The organism is Sanguibacter sp. Leaf3 (assembly GCF_001425965.1).
Classification (GTDB): Bacteria; Actinomycetota; Actinomycetes; order Actinomycetales; family Cellulomonadaceae; genus Sanguibacter; species Sanguibacter inulinus.
In genome coordinates this window covers 193954-213267 of sequence record NZ_LMRH01000001.1, presented here as the reverse complement: position 1 = coordinate 213267, position 19314 = coordinate 193954, and the positions used below count along the sequence as shown (strand labels likewise).

At 71.1% G+C, this 19314-nt stretch carries 15 protein-coding genes and 1 tRNA gene; 3 read left to right on the top strand and 13 right to left on the bottom strand.

The genetic code is table 11. The annotated features are described in order from the left end of the window. Positions 1–82 precede the first annotated feature (82 nt). A complete protein-coding gene (gene clpB / locus ASG53_RS00960; protein WP_056127237.1) occupies positions 83–2695 on the bottom strand; it encodes an ATP-dependent chaperone ClpB in 2613 nt (870 codons plus the stop codon). Between the two features lie 277 nt (positions 2696–2972). Here clpB and ASG53_RS20025 point away from each other — a divergent pair, with 277 nt between their 5' ends. Further along, positions 2973–4208 carry an LppM family (lipo)protein gene (locus ASG53_RS20025; protein ID WP_056127234.1) on the top strand — a complete coding sequence of 412 codons (1236 nt, stop codon included), beginning with the start codon at positions 2973–2975 and terminating at the stop codon, positions 4206–4208. Between the two features lie 160 nt (positions 4209–4368). Further along, complete coding sequence (locus tag ASG53_RS00950; protein ID WP_056127231.1) at positions 4369–5391, top strand: alpha/beta hydrolase; 1023 nt, start codon at positions 4369–4371, stop codon at positions 5389–5391. 10 nt (positions 5392–5401) lie between these two features. On the opposite strand, the gene mnhG is transcribed toward ASG53_RS00950, so the two are convergent. From mnhG to ASG53_RS20225, 9 genes are all read right to left on the bottom strand, one after another. Then, positions 5402–5836 carry a monovalent cation/H(+) antiporter subunit G gene (mnhG, locus tag ASG53_RS00945; RefSeq protein ID WP_056127228.1) on the bottom strand — a complete coding sequence of 145 codons (435 nt, stop codon included), beginning with the start codon at positions 5834–5836 and terminating at the stop codon, positions 5402–5404. Further along, positions 5833–6300, bottom strand: coding sequence for a monovalent cation/H+ antiporter complex subunit F (locus ASG53_RS19260; protein WP_082543690.1), 468 nt, complete (start codon positions 6298–6300; stop codon positions 5833–5835). Before ASG53_RS19260 ends, mnhG begins: the two co-directional genes overlap by 4 nt. After that, complete coding sequence (locus ASG53_RS00935; RefSeq protein ID WP_056127225.1) at positions 6297–6914, bottom strand: Na+/H+ antiporter subunit E; 618 nt, start codon at positions 6912–6914, stop codon at positions 6297–6299. The genes ASG53_RS19260 and ASG53_RS00935 overlap by 4 nt, the downstream gene beginning before the upstream one ends. Then, on the bottom strand, positions 6911–8533 hold the full coding sequence (locus ASG53_RS00930) for a Na+/H+ antiporter subunit D (RefSeq protein ID WP_056127222.1): 1623 nt from the start codon (positions 8531–8533) through the stop codon (positions 6911–6913). Before ASG53_RS00930 ends, ASG53_RS00935 begins: the two co-directional genes overlap by 4 nt. Beyond that, a complete protein-coding gene (locus tag ASG53_RS00925; protein WP_056127220.1) occupies positions 8530–9006 on the bottom strand; it encodes a Na(+)/H(+) antiporter subunit C in 477 nt (158 codons plus the stop codon). Before ASG53_RS00925 ends, ASG53_RS00930 begins: the two co-directional genes overlap by 4 nt. Continuing rightward, positions 9006–12158, bottom strand: a complete 3153-nt coding sequence (locus ASG53_RS00920) for a Na+/H+ antiporter subunit A (RefSeq protein WP_235533781.1) — start codon at positions 12156–12158, stop codon at positions 9006–9008. The genes ASG53_RS00925 and ASG53_RS00920 overlap by 1 nt, the downstream gene beginning before the upstream one ends. 314 nt (positions 12159–12472) lie before the next feature. Next, complete coding sequence (locus ASG53_RS00915; RefSeq protein ID WP_056127218.1) at positions 12473–13603, bottom strand: hypothetical protein; 1131 nt, start codon at positions 13601–13603, stop codon at positions 12473–12475. Between the two features lie 2 nt (positions 13604–13605). Continuing rightward, positions 13606–14181: a dCTP deaminase gene (gene dcd / locus ASG53_RS00910; protein WP_056127214.1), complete on the bottom strand. Its 576-nt coding sequence runs from the start codon at positions 14179–14181 to the stop codon at positions 13606–13608. Positions 14182–14380: 199 nt separating this feature from the next. Next, positions 14381–15028 carry a TM2 domain-containing protein gene (locus ASG53_RS20225; protein ID WP_056127212.1) on the bottom strand — a complete coding sequence of 216 codons (648 nt, stop codon included), beginning with the start codon at positions 15026–15028 and terminating at the stop codon, positions 14381–14383. Positions 15029–15084: 56 nt separating this feature from the next. On the opposite strand from ASG53_RS20225, the gene ASG53_RS00900 reads away from it, so the two are divergent. Continuing rightward, a tRNA-Gly gene (locus ASG53_RS00900) sits at positions 15085–15158 on the top strand. 19 nt (positions 15159–15177) lie between these two features. Here the strand turns inward: ASG53_RS00900 and ASG53_RS00895 are convergent. From ASG53_RS00895 to ASG53_RS00885, 3 genes are all read right to left on the bottom strand, one after another. Then, entirely contained in the window at positions 15178–17187 is a 2010-nt protein-coding gene (locus tag ASG53_RS00895) for a TerD family protein (protein ID WP_056127208.1), read from the bottom strand. Between the two features lie 112 nt (positions 17188–17299). After that, the gene (locus ASG53_RS00890) at positions 17300–17893 is read right to left on the bottom strand and encodes a M15 family metallopeptidase (RefSeq protein WP_056127205.1); all 594 of its coding nucleotides are present in this window, start codon (positions 17891–17893) and stop codon (positions 17300–17302) included. Positions 17894–18074: 181 nt separating this feature from the next. Continuing rightward, entirely contained in the window at positions 18075–19199 is a 1125-nt protein-coding gene (locus ASG53_RS00885) for an acyltransferase family protein (RefSeq protein WP_268793415.1), read from the bottom strand. Between the last annotated feature and the right edge of the window lie 115 nt (positions 19200–19314).

Genomic DNA, 19314 nt, shown 5'->3' with positions numbered 1-19314 from the left:
CGCAGAGCGCTCTCGCAGGAACGCTCTGAGCGAGGCACTCCCGACGGAGCGCTCGTGGTGAGGCGCTCCTGCCGGAGCGCTCCTAGCGGAGCACCTCGACCACCAGGTTCCCCGCGCCGCCCTCGGGCGACTCGGGACGGTCGACGAGGATCCTGTCGCCGTCGGCGATCTCACCCGCGAGGAGCGTCCGTGCGAGCCTGTCGCCGATCTCCCGCTGCACGAGGCGGCGCAGCGGCCGCGCTCCGTAGGCGGGGTCGAAGCCCTCGATCGCGAGCCACTCCCGCGCAGCGTCCGTGACGACCAGCGTGATCCGCCGGTCGACCAGGCGCGCCGCCAGGGCCTCGACCTGGATGTCCACGATCTGCCCGAGCTCGTCGAGGTCGAGCGGGTCGAAGAGCACCACGTCGTCGAGCCTGTTGAGGAACTCCGGCTTGAAGGCGCTCTGCACGGCGGCCATGACCGACGCCCGCTTAGCCCCGTCGTCGAGCAGCGGGTCGACGAGGTACTGCGACCCGAGGTTCGACGTCATCACGAGGATCACGTTGCGGAAGTCCACGGTCCGGCCCTGACCGTCGGTGAGCCGCCCGTCGTCGAGCACCTGGAGCAAGATGTCGAAGACCTCGGGGTGGGCCTTCTCGACCTCGTCGAGGAGCACGACCGAGTACGGACGACGCCGCACGGCCTCGGTCAGCTGACCGCCCTCTTCGTAGCCGACGTAGCCCGGGGGTGCCCCGACGAGGCGCGCGACGGTGTGCTTCTCCGAGTACTCGGACATGTCGATGCGGACCATCGCCCGGGCGTCGTCGAAGAGGAAGTCGGCGAGAGCCTTGGCGAGCTCGGTCTTGCCGACACCCGTCGGGCCGAGGAACATGAACGACCCCGTCGGGCGGTCGGGGTCGGAGACCCCTGCCCGCGCGCGGCGCACAGCGTCGGAGACCGTCGCGACAGCCGCCTTCTGGCCGATGAGCCGCTGCCCGAGGACCTCCTCCATGGACAAGAGCTTCTGGCTCTCGCCCTGGAGCATGCGTCCGGCGGGGATGCCCGTCCAGGCGGAGACCACCTCGGCGATCTCGTCGGCGTCGACCTTGTCCCCGACGAGCGGGGCAGGGCGGTCGACGGTCTCCTCGGCGTGCTCGGCCTTCTCGGCCTCGGCGAGCTCGCGCTCGAGCTGGGGGATGTCGCCGTAGCGCAGCCGCGACGCGGTCTCGAGGTCGGCCTCGCGCTCGGCCTTCTCGGCCTGGGCGTCGAGCTGGGCGAGCCTCTCACGGAGCTCACCGACCCTGTTGAAGCCGCCCTTCTCAGCAGCCCAGCGGGCCGTGAGCGAGGCGAGCTCTTCCTTGCGGTCGGCGAGGGTCGCGCGCAGCACCGACAGACGCTGGCGGGAGGCCTCGTCGTCGGACTTCTCCAGGGCGAGCTCTTCCATCTCGAGGCGTGTCACGGCGCGCTGGAGCACGTCGATCTCGACCGGGGACGAGTCCATCTCCATACGCAGGCGCGCGGCGGCCTCGTCGACGAGGTCGATCGCCTTGTCGGGGAGCTGGCGACCGGTGATGTACCTGTCGGACAGCGCCGCGGCAGCCACGAGCGCGGCGTCGGAGATGGTCACGCGGTGGTGAGCCTCGTAGCGGGACTTGAGCCCGCGCAGGATCGCCACGGTGTCCTCGACCGTCGGCTCGCCGACGAACACCTGCTGGAAGCGGCGCTCGAGGGCGGGGTCCTTCTCGACGTGCTCGCGGTACTCGTCGAGCGTGGTCGCACCGACGAGGCGCAGCTCACCGCGGGCGAGCATGGGCTTGAGCATGTTGCCCGCGTCCATCGCACCCTCGGAGCCACCCCCGGCACCGACGACGGTGTGCAGCTCGTCGATGAAGGTGACGACCTCGCCGTCGGAGCCCTTGATCTCCTCGAGGACAGCCTTGAGGCGCTCTTCGAACTCACCGCGGTACTTGGCACCGGCGACCATCGCCGCGAGGTCGAGCGAGATGAGCCGCTTGCCCTTGAGCGAGTCGGGGACGTCGCCCGCGACGATGCGCTGGGCGAGCCCTTCGACGACCGCGGTCTTGCCGACGCCGGGCTCACCGATGAGCACAGGGTTGTTCTTGGTGCGGCGCGAGAGCACCTGGACCACGCGACGGATCTCGGAGTCGCGGCCGATGACAGGGTCGAGCCGGCCGTCGCGTGCGGCCTCGGTGAGGTCGACGCCGTACTTCTCGAGCGAGTCGTAGGTGCCCTCGGGGTTGGGGCTGGTGACCCGGCGTCCACCGCGGACCACGGGGATCGCTGCGGCGAGCGCCTCACGCGTGGCTCCGGCGCGCTGGAGGATGTCGGCGGCCGGCGAGGGCGCGGCGGCGAGACCGAGCAGCAGGTGCTCGGTCGAGATGTACTCGTCCTGCAGCTCGGCGGCCTCGGTGCGGGCGCGCTGGAGCACGGCGGACATGGCGCCCGAGAGCGTGGGCTCGGCGACCGAGGACCCCGAGAGGGTCGGCAGGGCGACGAGGGCCCGGCGGGCGGCGGCGCCGACGGCCTGGGCGTCCACGCCCGCCTGGGCGAGGAGGCCGGGGGTCGTGCCGGTCTGCTGGGCGAGCAGCGCGTCGAGCAGGTGGACAGGCTCGACCTGCGGGTTGCTGGCAGCCCCTGCGGACTGCACGGCGTTGCCGAGCGCGTCGCGGGAGAGGGTCGTGAGGTTGAGGTCCATGCAAGTCCTCCAAGGTCAGGGAACGGGTCTGTAGACGACAACGCCGCGAAAGTTGAGCGTATTCCACTCAACTCTGCTCCGCCACTGCCGGGAGCAGCTCCAGAACCCTCGAGCGGGTGAACCCGTCGTCCACAGCCCCTCTGCGCTGGGGAGAAGTCCCCGGAAGCCTCAGATCGTGGGGCAGAGAGGCACTCGGCATGCCAGAGTTGGCACCAGTCGAGATCCTCACCCGTCGTCACCCCCCGGTGCGCGACCTGTCCCAAGGAGCCCACCGGCCATGAAACGTCTCACAGCCCTAGCCGCAGGCGCGGTCCTCGCCGTCACACTGACCGGCTGCATGCGTGTGCAGACCGAGATCGTCCTCAACGACGACGACACCATGAACATCCAGATGCTCATGGCCGTCGAGGACGCCACGATCGAGCAGCTCGGCATGTCGGCCGACGACTTCCTCGAGCAGATGGAGACCGAGGCCGGCGACGACCTCATCATGCCGGGCATGGAGAGCGAGGCCTACAAGCAGGACGGCTACACCGGCTACCTCTACACGACCGAGGACGCGCCGCTCGCCGACTTCTCGGACGACGTGCTCTCCTTCACGCGCGAGGGCGACGAGTACGTGGTGACCGGGTCGCTCGACAACGCGGACATGGGCTTCACCGAGGACGACGTCGCGAACTTCGAGAGCCTGGGCATGGGCGAGCCCGACATCACCTTCTCGGTCGAGTTCCCGGGCGAGGTCACCGACTCCAACGGCGTCATCGACGGCAACACGGTCACCTGGACCTACGTCCTCGGCGAGACCCTCGACTTCGACGCGCGCGGCTCGGCCGGCGGCTCCGGCTCGGTCGTCGACCCGTCCGACGACGCCACGGACGACGCGACGGACCCCAGCACCGAGTCCACGCCCGACAGCTCGGACTCCGCGAGCGACGAGCCCGAGGCCGACAGCTCCAGCTCCGACGACGAGGGTGTCAGCTGGCTCCTCTGGGTGGGCATCGGCGTGGGCGTCCTCGCCCTCGCAGGGCTCGCCACGTGGCTGATCCTCCGCAACCGCAAGGGTGGCGGCCAGGGTGGCCCCGGCGGACCCGGTGCGTACGCCGCAGCAGGCGCTCCCGCCTGGGGCCAGCAGCAGGGCCAGCCCGGCCAGCAGCAGTGGGGCCAGCAGCCGCAGCAGCCCGGTCAGCAGGGTCAGCAGTGGGGCCAGCCCCAGCAGCCCGGTCAGCCTGGTCAGCAGCAGTGGGGCCAGCCCGGTCAGGGCCAGCAGCAGCCTGGCCAGCCCGGCCAGCAGTGGGGCCAGCCGGACCAGCAGCAGGGTCAGCAGGGTCAGCAGGGTCAGCCCGGACAGCAGCAGTGGGGTCAGCCCGGACAGGGTCAGCCCCAGCAGCCCGGTCAGCAGCAGTGGGGACAGCAGACGGGCCAGCCTGGCCAGGACCAGACCGGCCAGCAGTGGGGCCAGCCTGGGAAGCCTGGCGAGGAGCCTCCGGCACCCGGGCAGCAGCCCTGGCGCTGACGGCCGCGGTCGCTGACTGCCACCGCAGGCTGACAGCCACGGCCGGCTGACGGCTACAGTCGGCTGACAGCCGCACACAGACGCAGCACCCCCGACGGCGTGCGGCTCCCCTCGACCGAGGGCGAGCCGCACGCCGTCTCTCGTCGACGGAGATGACCCCATGACCGCAGACCTCACCTCGGACAGCCGCTGGGAACCCGACATGCTCGGCGGCTCCTGGCTCGCCCGGACCCTCCGGCTGCGCCCCGACGAGGAGGGCGAGGTGGTCGCCACGCTCGTCGCCGACGGCGCGCGACCGCGGACAGAGCGGGCGGTCCTCTACGTCCACGGCTACGTCGACTACTTCTTCCAGACGCACATGGCCGACGTCCTGGCCGATCACGGGTACACCTTCTACGCTCTCGACCTGCGTCGCTACGGACGCTCGCTGCGTCCGCACCAGACGCCCAACTACGTGACGCGGCTGTCCGACTACGCCGAAGAGCTCGACACCGCGGCACGGATCGTCCGCGACGAGCTCGGCCACGAGGAGCTGGTGGTCCTCGGGCACTCCACGGGCGGGCTCGTGACAGCCCTCTGGGCCGACGCCCGCACGCGCGCAGGTGCGGAGTCGGCGACGAGCACGGGCACGAGCACGACCTCAGCCTCAGCCGTCCAGATCGACGCCCTGGTCCTCAACTCCCCCTGGCTCGACCTCAACGAGCCGTGGTTCTCGCGCGTGGTGGCCACACGGCTGATCGACATGCTCGCTCCGCTCGCCCCGCGCACCCCCGTCGGCGGGCTGGGTCCGCACTACGGCCGGGCGCTGCACAAGGACACCGGCGGCGAGTGGGACTACGACCTCACGCTCAAGCCGCACGAGGGCTTCCCGGCCCGGGCCGGCTGGTTGCGGGCCGTCCGCCGCGGCCACGCGCAGGTGGCCCGGGGGCTCGACATCCGCTGCCCGGTGCTCGTGCTGACGCCGGACGCCTCGGGCGACCCGAAGCGCTGGCACGACGCGATCCTCACGACCGACAGCGTGCTGGACGTGCAGCAGACCGCACGGCTCGCCCCGGGCCTCGGGCGTGACGTCACGCTGGTCACCGTCCCGGGCGCTGCCCACGACCTCAGCCTCTCGCCCGAGCCTGCGCGCAGCCGGTTCTTCGATGAGGTCACCGCCTGGTTGTCCTCGAAGGGCCTCTGACGACCGCTGCTCAGGCCGGGGGTGCCTCGACGTCCCGCTTGTCCTTGCGGGCGGGGTTGTCGAGGCCGTGGTCGTCTTCGCAGCGGACGGGCTTCTCCGGGGCGCGGAAGTGGTCTTCGGTGAGCTCGTCGACGACCAGCAGGTCGTTGCGGACCTTGCCTGTGCGGTAGCCCGCCCGGCCGACCATGTGCGCCGCGACGGGGGCCGTGAGCAGCTGGAACACGATGATGAGCACGAGCATGCCGAGCACCTGCATGTTGCGCACGCGCAGCGCCTCGCCGGTGAGCAGCAGGATCAGCCCGAGGACCTGCGGCTTGGTGCCCGCGTGCATGCGGGCGAGGAGGTCGGGGAACCTCAGCACACCGACCCCGGCCGCGAGGGCGAGGAAGGAACCGGCGATGAGGCAGAAGCCTGCTGCGACGTCGGCGAGGGTCGTCCAGCTCATCGCTCCTCCTTCGGTCCGGTGATGTCTTGCACGGCCTTGGCCGCCTGCGGGATCGAGCCGATGGTCGTGGTGTGCTCGGACCCCTTCGGGTCCTTCGGCTCGATGAGGTCGCGCGGCTCGTCGAGGATCGGGTGGTCCGCGTCGGCCTCGACCCGTGCGGCCTCCTCCTGCGCGATCTCCTCGAGGGTCCGCACACGTCCTTCGCCCTCGGGCTCGACGGCGGCGAAGCGCGCGATGGTCACCGAGCCGACGAAGCCGACGAGCGAGAGGACGATGAGGATCGGCAGGGTGTCGAGCCGCCCGGAGAGGGCCGACTCGAGCACGATCCCTCCGACGAGGGTCGTGACGAACACGTCGAGGGCGACCGTGCGGTCGAGCATGCTCGGTCCGCGCTCGGCACGGATCAGCGCGAGGATCGCGGCTGTCACGAGCATGACACCGCAGATGATGGCGACGACGGTCATGAGGAGGCCTCCGTGGTCGAGCTGGTCTGTGCGGACCGCTCGGCGTCGAGCGCCGCCTGGCCGCGTCGGGTCGTGGCGACACCCGCGCGCGCGAGCTCGTCGTCGGAGGCGAGGGCACGCATGACCCGGGCCTCGAGCTCGAGCGTGTGCTCGCGGACCTTGTCCGCGCCACCGTAGGACTCGATGTCGAGGACGTGCAGGTACAGCATGCCGGTGTTGCGGTGCGCCTCGATGACCAGCGAGCCGGGGACCAGCGAGCTGATCTCCGCCACGAGGGTCAGGTAGAGGTCGGAGGAGCTGCGCAGCTTGACACCGACGACCGCCCCGCGCGGGACCTTCCCGAACCTGAAGGCGTAGAGGCTGACCTCGACCGACGCCACGACGAGCTCCCACAGGAAGCGCAGCAGCAGGACGAGGATGCCGAGCGGCCGGACACGGCCGTGGAAGTCGATGGTCGGCAGCGGCATGAGGACCGTGACGAGCAGCGCGATCCCGAGACCGGCCAAGACGTTGCCCCAGCTGAGCGTGCCCCAGAGCATCACCCAGACGACGGCGAGCCACAGGACCGTGGGCCACTGCTCGGCGATCTTGCGGCGCCTGCGGTGGATCGTCATGAGTCGCCTCCGTCCGTGGTCTCGCTCGAGTCGTCGGCCGGCGTCCCGCTCGGGGACGGGACCGGGGTGTTGTCGATGCCGGGGTTGGGCACCGAGTCTGTCGAGTCCCCCTCGCCGCGGCCGTCAGGGCCGAGGACGGCGTCGATGTACTGGCTGGTGTCCTGCATGGTCGCGGCGGCGCGGTCGGAATAGCTGTAGAGCGGACCGGCGACCACCGTGAGCAGGAGCCCCACACCGACGAGGGCGGCCGTCGGGCCGACCATCGAACCGGGCAGGGTCGCGTCGGGCAGCGGCTCGGGCGGTGTCTGCCAGAAGGCCTTGTTCCACGCCTTGACGATCGCGTAGAGGGTGAGCAGCGACGTGACGACGCTGCCGACCACGAGCGTGTAGGCGAGGGTGGTGCCCTGCGCGACACCGGCCTCGAGCAGCCCGACCTTGCCGAGGAACCCGGAGAGCGGCGGGATCCCCGCGAGGTTCATCGCCGGGATGAAGAAGAGGATCGCGAGGCCCGGCGCGATCTTCGCGAGACCGCCCAGCCTGTCGAGCGAGGTGGACCCGCCTCGGCGCTCGACGAGACCGACGACGAGGAACAGCGTCGTCTGCACGGTGATGTGGTGGGCGACGTAGAAGATCGACGCCCCGAGACCGGCCTGGCTGGCCAGCGCGATGCCGAAGAGCATGTACCCGATGTGGCTGACGAGCGTGAAGGACAGCAGTCGTTTGATGTCGCTCTGCGCCACGGCGCCGAGGATCCCGATGACCATCGTCGCCAGGGCGAGCCACATGAGCAGCGTGTCGAGGCGACCGTCGGTGAACAGCAGCGTCTGGGTGCGCATGATCGCGTAGACGCCCACCTTGGTGAGCAACCCGGCGAAGACCGCGGTGACGGGTGCGGGGGCCGTCGGGTAGGAGTCGGGCAGCCACGCGGACAGCGGGAAGATGGCCGCCTTGATCCCGAAGGCGAGCAGCAGCAGCAGCTGCAGCACGAGGGCCACCCCGGGGTCGATCTCGGGCAGGCGCTGCGCGAGCTGGGCCAGGTTGACCGTGCCCGTCGCGGCGTAGACGAGCGCGATCGCCACGAGGAAGATGATCGACGACAGCAGCGCGACGATCACGTAGATCGACCCGGCGCGGATGCGCTCGCCGGTCCCGCCGAGGGTCAGCAGCACGTAGCTGGCGGCCAGCAGGATCTCGAAGCCGACGTAGAGGTTGAAGAGGTCGCCCGCGAGGAAGGCGTTCGAGACGCCGGCCGCCAGGACCAGGTACGTCGGGTGGTAGATGGAGACCGGGGCGGCCTCGTCCCCGTCGGTGATGCCCTGCCCGAGGGAGTAGAGCAGGACGCACAGCATCACGGTGCTCGACACCGTGAGCATGAGCGAGGAGAGCCTGTCGGCGACGAGGTCGATGCCGACCGGCGCCGCCCAGCCGCCGATGTCGACGACCACGGGACCGGAGTCGGCGAGGAACAGCAGCCCCACCCCGACGGCGACCATGAGCGAGAGGGCGAGCACGGAGATGACCCGCTGCGCGCGGGGGTGCCTGTAGAGCGCGAGCGTCAGACCGGCCGCGAACAGGGGCATGACGACGGGGAGCGGCACGAGCCAGGTGTACTCACTCATGGTGTGCCCCTCTCGGTCTCGTCGCGTGCCTCAGCGGCCTGTTCATCGGCACTCTCGCTGTCTTCCTCGGAGTCGGTGTCGTTGTAGGTCGGGGCGTTCTTGGCGGCGATCCGGACGATGCGCTTGTCCTCGAGGTCGTCCTGCACCTCGTCGTGGCCGTGCAGCTGCCACGAGCGGTACGCCATGGCCAGCACGAAGGCCGTGAGGGCGAGGGTGATGACGATCGCGGTGAGGACCATCGCCTGCGGGAGCGGGTCGCTCATGTCGGCGGGGTCGGTGTCACCGATGATCGGTGCTCCCCCGGCGCGGCCACCGGCCACCAGGAACAGCAGGTTCGCACCGTTGCCGATGAGGATGAACCCGATGAGCACACGGGTGAGGCTGCGCTCGAGGAGCAGGTAGACCCCTGTCGTGAACAGCACGCCGATCGCGAGGACGAGGAGCAGGTTGGGGCTGGTGTCGATGAGGTCCATCAGATCCTCTCCTCGTGCTCGTTGGGACCGCGGGTCTCTGAGCCGTCTCCGGCCGAGCGGGTGACACCGCGCTCGTCGCGGACCCGGTCGGCCGCGCTCTCACGGGTGTGCTCCACGACGCTCGTGCCGGTCCCGACCGAGATGGCCTCGGCCGAGCTCTGCGCGGCGGGCATGGCCAGGTCGATCTGCCGGTCGATCTCGGCTCCCAGGGACCGCAGGACGTCGAGGATGAGACCGATGACCACGAGGAACACCCCGAGGTCGAAGAACAGGGCTGTGACGAGCTTGACGTGCCCGAAGAGCGGCAGCGTGAACTCGACGATCTCGCTCTGCAGCACCCCGCCGCCGAAGATCAGCGAACCGAGGCCGACCCCTGCCGAGAGGAACAGACCGAGGCCGAGCAGCAGACCGGGCTGGACCGGGAGGGCCTCGCCGAGCTCGTAGCGACCGCCGGCGAGGTACCTCACGACGAGCGCGATGCCGACGACGATCCCTGCCGCGAAGCCTCCACCCGGGGCGTTGTGCCCGGCGAAGAGCAGGTAGACCGCGTAGACGATCATCGAGTGGAACAGCAGGCGCGTGACGACCTCGAAGATCACCGAGCGCCGCACCGGCGCGAGGGTCTTGCCTGCCGGCAGCCACACCCGCTGGCGCATGGACTGCGCAGGCGCGGCGGGGGCACCCTTGGCGGGCATGAGGGCGGCGACCTGCGGGCTGGCCTCGGCCTCGGTCTGCGCGGCCCACACCCTGTAGGCGTTGGCGGTGTCTGTCGTGACGTTCTGCGCCCGGAAGATCTCGCCGCCGCGGCGGCTGAGGAACACGAGCGAGGCGACACCCGTCGCCGCCACCAGCAGGACCGAGATCTCGCCCATGGTGTCCCACGCACGGATGTCGACCAGGGTGACGTTGACGATGTTCTTGCCACCGCCGAACTCGTAGGCCTCGTCGGGGAACTTGGTCGAGACGGCCTCGTGGATGCGCGCGCCGGGCACGACGAGCGCGAAGCCCATGACGACGAGCCCGACAGCCACGGCGATGCCGAGGCGGACCCAGCGCGTGATGGCGAGCGGACGGTCGGAGAAGTACGCGGGCAGGCGTCGCAGCACGAGCACCATGACCACGAGGGTGACGGTCTCGACGAGCACCTGCGTGAGCGCGAGGTCCGGCGCGCCGTGCAGCATGAAGAGGAAGGCGACCGAGTAGCCGGCAAAACCGGCGAGCAGCACGGCCTTGAGGCGGCGCCTGGAGCGCGCGGCGAGGATCGACGAGACCACGATGACGAGCACGGGCGCGAGCTGCGCGGCGCTGTCCCAGATCCGTGTCTCGGCAGGCCAGGCGTTCTGCGTGAGCAGCACACCACCCGGTCCGACGACCAGCACGATGAGGATCGCGCCGAGGTAGAAGGGCAGCGAACCGCGCTGGGTCATCGCGGTGACGTCCGCGGCGAGGTCGTCGAGGGCGCGCATCGAGCGGCGGTACGCCTTGTCGGCCTCGAGGGTGCGGGGCATCGCGGCCTGGAACCACTCGACCTGGCGGCGACCCCAGAACATCAGCGCACCGACGCCGAGGATCGCGGCCGTCAGCCCGAAGGCCGGGGTGACGCCTGCCCAGAGGACCAGGTGACCGGCCTCGCCCGTCGGATACGTCTGGGCGTGGGGCTCGAGCAGGTGCTCACCGAAGGTCGGGTTGAGCGCGGTGACCAGACCCAGGACCGCGAGGGTCAGGGCGGGCAGCACGAGCAGGAGGGACTGGCGCTTGATGCTCGCGGGGTCGACCGGCGCGGTCTCGACGGGGTGGCCCTCCGCGTTGACGGGGACGATCGGGATGGCCGGTGCGGACTTCTTGGTCGCGAAGGCTCCCCAGAAGAAGCGCAGGCCGTAGGCGACGGTGAGCATCGAGCCGATCACGACGGCCGCGATGACGAGGATGCCGAGCCACGGCAGCCCCAGCGGCGCCTCGTCGTGCACGAGGGCCTCGAGGGCCGCCTCCTTGGCGACGTAGCCGGCGAAGGGCGGCAGGCCGATCATCGAGGCTGTCGCGAGACCGCCCGCGAGGGCCGTCAGCGGCATGGCTCGGCCGACGCCGGACAGGCGCCGCAGGTCACGGGTGCCCGTCGCGGCGTCGACGATCCCGACGGTGAGGAACAGCGTCGCCTTGAACATGGCGTGGGCGCCGATCATCGCGAGACCGGCGAGCGCGGCGGCGCGCGAGCCGATGCCGACCATGAGGACGATGAGCCCGAGCTGGCTCACGGTGCCGTAGGCGAGGACGAGCTTGAGGTCGTTCTGCCGCAGCGCGCGGTAACCACCGAGCAGCAGCGTGCCGCAGCCGAGCACGACGACGATGACGACCCACACGGTGAGGTGGGAGTACGCCGGCGCGAAGCGCGCGACGAGGTACACACCGGCCTTGACCATCGCTGCGGCGTGCAGGTAGGCGGAGACGGGTGTCGGGGCGGCCATGGCTGCGGGCAGCCAGAAGTGCGTGGGGATGAGGGCTGCCTTCGACGCCGCACCGACGAGCAGGCAGACGACTGCGGCGGTGACCGCTGTGCCCTCGGGCGGGTCGGCGAGCAGGCCCGAGAGGCTGTACCCGGTCGAGGCGCTGTTCCCGAGGATCACGATGCCGACCAGCATCGCGAGCCCACCTGCGGTCGTGACGATGATCGCCTGCATCGCGGCCCGACGGCTCGCCTTGCGGTCGTGGTAATGACCGATGAGCAGGTACGAGAAGACTGTCGTGAGCTCCCAGAACATGAAGAGCAGGAGCATGTCGTCGGCGGTGACGAGACCGACCATCGCACCGGCGAAGGCCGTGAGGACCCCGCCGAACTTGCGCAGGCCCGAGGCCGAGGCGGCGAAGTACGCCGAGCAGTAGACGAGCACCAGCGCACCCACACCGCCGACGAGCAGCAGCATGAGCCAGCCGAGGGTGTCGAGGCGGAACGACAGCTCGACGCCGAGCGCGGGGATCCACTGCACGACCTCGGTCGGGTGGTCGCCGTCCATGACGCGGCTGGTCTGGGTGAGCGCGTAGACAGCGGCCGACGCGGGGGCGAGCGCCATGACGAGGAAGGCCCGGCGGCCCAGCCAGGAGACCAGTGCGGGCGCGGCAAGTGCCATGACGACGTGGGCAACGAGCAAGAGCAGCACGTCCGCTCCGTCCTGTTGTGGGCGGGTGGTCGGTCGGCCCCACGACGCGGGCAGGGCTCGATGGCCAGCGCGCACCCAGGGCAAGGTGGAGTTGTGGGGATCAGTTTACCAAGGCATGGCCTCGAACCGAGCCACCCGTGGCTCCGGTGGACTCCATTCTGGGGTACACAGGGGCTCTGCGCCCGGGCTGGGCGCGGCACCTCGGCGCAGGCCCACCGCGAGACGAGACGAACGCCACGCCGCGGCCCTGAGGACAAGGCGCAGATCTCGACCAGAAGGCGCAGCGGTGCGGACGTTCTCGGGCTAGATGCCCCTCAGACGTCGTCGGGTTCGACGAGGAACTCGTCCTGGTCGACGATCTCGCCGCCGACGGCGACGTGGACCGCCCGGGTGAGGGCTGCGACCACCCCGGCCGCACGGGTCCTGGACACCCTGTGCTCGAAGGACGGGAGCTCGCGCTGCCAGTCCACGAGGTCGTCGGGGGTCCAGCGCACCTGGTAGGCGATCGCACCGTCGACGGCCCACTCGAGGCCGCGCAGGACGAGCGGGAGCTGCTCGACTCCGCTGACCTCGACCGAGACGAGCCCGTCGTCGCCCAGGTCGACCTCGACGGCGTAGGCGGACAGCGTCCGCGGGCCTGTCAGGGCAGCGATGTCTGCGTCTTCGGCGCGGGCGTGCAGGGCCGCGAGCTGCTCGGGCGTGAGTGGTCCGTCAGGCTCGACCGGGACCGTGCCGGCCGTCTGCGGCGGCCCCTGCCAGGGCGTGCCTGTGCTCGCGAGGCGGGCGCTGCCGTCGGCCTGGGCGCACACCGCGAGGGCCGCGTCGGGCGAGAGCCACACGTCGGAGTACACGGTGAGGTCGACCGAGACCGCAGGGTCGGGCACGACGAAGCGGGGCTCCGTGGCACCGAGGTCGAAGCGGACCGCGCCGCAGAGCCGCCGCGCGACCGCGACCAGCCAGGACGCGACCCGGGCCTCTTCACGGATCGGGAAGGCCTCGGAGTAGACGCGCGCCAGGCCGTCCCTGTCGCCGCCGCCCTGGAAGGGTGCAGCACCGCGCTCCCGCGGGCACAGCACCTCGTAGACCATGCCGACAGGTCCGTCGAAGCCGAGTGCCGTACCGTCGTCGCTCGCCGGGGCGTAGGGCCCGGAGATGGTCGTGTGCCGTGAGGTGCGCAGCGTCCCGGGCACGAGCCTGTCGTGCACCTCGCTGCCCCTGCTCCCGCGGCCGGCCTTCGTCTGGACCACCTCGGGCGGTGTCTCCCACCGGGTCGCGGGGAACCTCGACAGGGCGAGGGCCTCGATCTCGGAGGGGTCGACGTCCTCGTCGACCGCCAGCAGGTGACGGACGTAGAGATCGGCGATCGGGTGCTCGCTGCTCCCGGGCAACGGCACCAGCTCGGGTCGCGGGCCGTCCTCGGGGGGCAGGTCCTGCTCGTCGGTCACGCTCAGACCTCGGTGCGGTGGAAGCTCTGCCAGGACCGCGAGGCTGTCGGGCCGCGCTGCCCTTGGTAGCGCGAGCCGTACTGCTCGGAGCCGTAGGGGTGCTCGGCGGGCGAGGACAGCCTGAAGAAGCACAGCTGGCCGATCTTCATGCCGGGCCACAGCAGGATCGGCAGCGTCGCGACGTTGCTCAGCTCGAGGGTGACGTGCCCGGAGAACCCGGGGTCGATGAACCCGGCGGTCGAGTGCGTGAGCAGCCCGAGCCGTCCGAGGGACGACTTGCCCTCGAGGCGCGCCGCGACGTCGTCGGGCAGCGTGACGGCCTCGTAGGTCGAGCCGAGCACGAACTCGCCCGGGTGCAGGATGAAGGACTCACCCTGCTCGACCTCGACGGCACGCGTGAGGTCGGGCTGGTCGGCGGCCGGGTCGATGAAGGGGTACTTGTGGTTGTCGAACAACCTGAAGAACTTGTCGAGGCGGACATCGATGCTCGACGGCTGGATCATCTCCGCCGCGTAGGGGTCGAGCCTGACGCGTCCGAGGTCGAGCTCGGCGCGGATGTCACGGTCTGAGAGCAGCACCCTGCAACGGTAGCCGATCTGACCTGAGGGCTGGCGGCCGTGAGCAGCCCCGACGGCCGCGTCCTGACGAGGCCCGGGGACCGGGTGCTGAGCGACGGATGCCGAGGCCAGACCGGGCCCTGGTTCTGGCTCTCCAGGGCCAGGCCCCTCTGTGGAGTGGTGCTTCCGTGGAGTGGTGCCTCCGTGGTGCGGAAGCTCCTCAGCCGCGCAGCGGTCGACCGCTCGCGTCGCGCGAGTAGCTGCCGGTCTTCGAGACGAGATAGAGGATCCCCTCGATCAGTCCCCAGAGGCTCGTGACCGCCGCGAAGATGCCGAGCGAGAGCACGGTGACCAGCAGCATGATCATCCCGATGCCCGTGTGCCCCGTGTAGAAGCGGTGGATGCCGAAGGCCCCGAGGAAGATCCCGAGGAGCCCCGCGACCACCCGCGACTTCGCGTACGGGTCCTCCTGGACCCACTGCCCGGGGTACGGCTGCGCGGGGTGAGGCTGCGCAGCGTAGGGCTGAGCAGGGTAGGGCTGGCCAGCGGGCGGGTAGCCGCCGGGCGCCTGCGGGTAGCCCGGCTGGTTCTGCGTGTAGCCCGGCTGCTGCGGAGCCTGCGGGGGCGTGTACCCGGACCAGCCGCCACCCTGCTGCCCCTGCGCCCCCGTCTGCCCGGGGTACGGCGAGGCGTACGGCGTCGACGGTGCTGCGGGGGCCGACGGTTTGTCGAGGCTGTAGCCGTACTGCGCCGTCGGGGGCTCCTGCGACGACGGCCCGGAGGCGCCGGCAGGCCGCATCCACTCGGGTCGCTCGTGCTCGGGCACGGGCTCTGACGGGACCGACCCGTAGCCTGAAGAGCTGCTCACTTGTCGTTTGCTCCCGTCGTATGGGTATGATCGTCGTCGCGCGATGGTTGCGCAGTGCGGATGTAGTTCAATGGTAGAACTTCAGCTTCCCAAGCTGATAGCGCGGGTTCGATTCCCGTCATCCGCTCCACAGCAGGTCAAGGCGTGTCTCATCCGTCGACCTCCACCCCGAAGAGCCCGACCAGCTCAGCCAGCCCGGTCTCGTAGCCCTGTCCCACGGCGCGGAACCTCCACGTGTCCCCTCGCCGGTACAGGACGGCCAAGACCATCGACCGCTCGACGGTCCCGGCATCGAGCGTCGACCGGAGCTCCTGAGCCCCGTCGGAACCACGCAGCACGAGCTCGAGAGGGCCGATCTCCCCGAAGGTGACGTCCCCTGAGGTCGCCGCGGCGACGACGACGCGGGTCACCCCCTCCGGCAGCATCTCGAGGTCGACGTCGACGAGCGACTCGTCAGGGATCTCTGCCAGCACCGAGACCGACCCGCTCGGGTGGGACGGGGCGTTGAAGAACACCAGTCCCGAGTCGTCGAGGACCCGCTCGGAGTCGTCGGTGAGGAAGGCGACGACGTCGACCTCCGCTGGTCCGTCGCCGCGGCGGACGCTGAGCGACCACTGCTCGAGGTCAGGGAGGTCGACCACCCCACCTCGGGGAAGGACCGGGACCTCCACGGCTCTCGAGTCCCCGTGAGGCGCGGCGGGGGCCGTCGCGCTGGTCCCGTCGGTCTCGTCCGACGGGGTGACCACGCCGGGAGCGCTGGTCAGACCTCCGGGCACGGCGACGGGCGCTCCCCTGCCGCCCAGTGACGTCACCTCTGGCAGCCCCACCAGAGTCGTCCGCGGGTGCTCCCGTGCTGTCGCGCTCGTGGGGGCCTGTGGCTCGGAAGAGCTCCGAGGCTCTGTCGCCGTCAGCGTCGCCGGGTCGAGGTGGTCGATCGCCGCCATGCTCTCGATACGGGCCCACCGGGGGTCTGACGTCGCGCCCTGGAGCGCGACGACGTCGGTGACGGCGGCCGTGAGGTTCACCGCGGCACGACCGCCCGCTCCCACGACGCGTGCCCTGACGTCCGATGACTCGGCATGCGTCCCACCCACCACCAGGACCCGTCTGCCCGCGAGCAACCCGTCGGGCTCCGGCGTGGAGGTGGGTGCGACAGTTCCGGCGGGTGCAGCACCCGGTGCCACTGCCGGGCGAACTCGTGCTGCTGCGGGACGAGCCACCCTGTCGGCCACGCGGGTGCCGGGTGCGACGCGTGCGACGAGGTCCCGGAACCTGCGCTCGTCGATCACGGGGATCCCGTGCGCACGCGCCGCGGCCAGCTTGCGCGTCCCGGAGCCCGGCTCGTCGCAGACCACGACGGAGGTCCGCGAGCTGGCCGAGTTCATGACGTCCAGACCGGCGTCGCCCGCGATCCGCACGAGCGTCTCTCGTCCTGACGGGGAGGCCCCGGTGAAGACGACCTTCATGCCCTGGACCAACGAGGACGTACCGTCCCAGCGCCCGGGCCACACCCAGTCGCAGGGGGTCCGCGGTGCCGGCGCCGGGCGCACAGGCCCGCCTCCCGGTGCGTCGCCGTCGCAGGCCGTGAGTGGCAGAGGCATGCCCAGGCTGTCGGCCGCGACGAGCGAGTGGCGCAAGATCTCGACGAGCACGCGGACGTCGTCTTCGGCGTCGTGCGCCCGCAGCTGTGCCACACCCCAGTAGGCGGCGACGCTCGCGAGCGTGAGGTTGGGGAGCGGGAGATCGAGCCTGCGGCTCAGCACCAGGGTGCAGAGCCGCTGGGCGACCGAGAGGGGCGCACGTGCACGGTGGGACTCCGCCGACAGGAAGCCCCAGTCGAAGCGCGCGTTGTGCGCGACGAGCACACGACCGCGGACGAGATCGTCGAGCGCGTCGACCACCTCGGGGTACTGCGGTGCCCCGGCGAGCCGTTCCCGGGTGAGCCCGTGGACGTGGACGGGGCCGGGGTCGCACCCCGGGTCGAGGAGGCTGGACCAGGACCGCCCGACGGAGCCGTCAGGCTCGACCTGGGTCACCGCGACCTGGAGCACCCTGTGGTGGTTCGGGCTCAGGCCCGAGGTCTCGACGTCGACGACCGCGTACCCGTGCCTGTACCGGCTCGCGACGCTCGCGGGCAGCAGCCCTCGCTGTGCGGACACACTCATCCTGCATTCCCCCTGCTCGACCTCGGCCAGCACACCGCGCCACGGCCTGTCCGGCCTGGAGACGTCGGTTCGCGACACACCGTACCGTCTGCGCCGGGCACCGAGGCTACTTCCTGAACACCCAGTGCCACGGTTCGCGTGGGGTGTCCTCGACGAAGCCGTAGCGTCCGCCGTTGGCGCGCATCCAGGCCTGGCCTGCGGCGTCGAGGTCGAGGTCTGCGGCGATGCCCCAGCCGTGCGGGCTGGTCCCGGGCTCGGCTGCGAGGCCACCCTGGCTGTAGAGACCCTTGCGCTCGGCGACGTCGACCTGCGCGTCGTAGGAGCGGTACGAGTCGGTGACGCCGATGGTCACGCCGTCCTTGGCGGCGTCGGCGATCACCTGCTCGAGGGCCGTCGCCGCGGGTGCCCACAGCCTGTGCCCCGTCTGCCCGACGCTCGCGAGCGCCTCACGCGGGACGTTGCCGTTGCCGTACGGGAGCAGGTCGGAGGGGACGCCGGAGGTCCACGAGCCCGTCGAGGCCGCGGGGGTGCCCGTCGTCGCTGCCTCGGTCGCCGTGGTCTCGTCGACGGCCTGGGCGAGGACGTCGCCGAAGGTACCCGTGCCCATCGTCCCGGTCGCCGGCTGCGAGGCAGGCGCGAAGGAGCTCATGGTCGCCTGGATCGCAGCCATCCGCTGCGAGATCGCGACGATCCCGTCCACTGGTCTCCTCCTGCTGGTCGCTCGTGCGCACGTCCCGTCGGCTGGGAGTCGTGCGCACGACTCATCGGCCAGGGGTCCGCGGGCATGAGCGGTCTGACGGGAGTCGGCGCTGGCGGTCCGCGGTCTGGTCGCGGCTCCCACCGCGCTCGCGGCTCCCAGCGCGCTCGTGGCTTCCGCCGTCCTAGCGGCTCCCAGCGCGCTCGCGGGCCTCTCGGGGCCGGCTGCCGCTGCCTGCCCTGCGCCGGACCCTGTCCGTCCCCGCGAGCACACCCCACAGACTCAGCCCCAGGACGGCGTACCAGAGCGGCCGGGTGGCCCACCAGGCACCGCTGCCGGGGTCGGGGAAGGGCACGTGCAGGAGCAGCAGGACACCGGTGACGGCCACCATGACGGGCAGGTGCCACAAGAACGCCCGCATCGAGGCGCCGGAGGCGACGTCGAGCACCCGTGCCACCCGCGGCCGCTCGAGCAGCGGCGCGACGACGGGGCGCAGCAGCAGCGCGACGGGGATCTGCACGAGGGTGAGCAGCAGCGGGACCGTCCCGGGCGGGCTGAAGTTCGAGCGTTCCCCCGACAGCCCGATCATCGACTCGGGCCACATCGGCGAGGCGGTGACGGCGACGAGTGCCGCGAAGGCCAGCACGGCCCACCACACGACCGTGGACCTGCGCATCCGTTGGAGCGACCCGTCGGCGTAGGCGAAGCCGACCTGCTGGGCCGTCCCCCACACGAAGAGATAGTTGAAGGTACCGACAGCCGAGCTGTCGGTCGCGATCCGCACGAGCTCGACGACGACCACGGCGACCGACAGCGCGACGACGATCCACCACCCGTAGCGCGCGTGCAGGCGCAGCATCACCGGGGCGACAGCGGCGAGGGCCGCGAAGACGGCGACGAACCACAGCGGCATGACCACCACGACAGCGACGGTCCGGGTGAGCCCCGCCGGGGCACCGAGTGCGAGTGCGATCCCCACGGCGACGGCGACGAGCAGCACGAAGGGGATCAGCGGCAGGAACAGACCGCTGAGCCGCCGCCGCAGGAAGACGCCCCAGAGACGACCGAAGGACGGGGTGCGCCCTGTGCGCGCCGTCTCGCGCTCGACGACGCGCGACCAGCTGGTCGCGTTCGAGAAGCCCCCGACGAAGAAGAACAGCGGGATGAGCACCAAGACCCAGGTGAGGGGCCACATCCAGCGCTCGGTGTTGAGGATGTTGTCGACGGCGAGCCCGCCGTCGTCGTCCCGGCCGATCGCGGCCATCGTCCAGTGGCCGAAGATCACCGCCCCCAGCGCGAGGGTGCGCAGCAGGTCGGCGAAGCGGTCGCGAGGCGCGGGAGACGTCGGGGCGGAGGATGTCTGTGCGGAAGAGGTCAGCGCAGGAGAGCTCGCCGCCGGAGACGTCGGCGCGGGCTCGACCGGT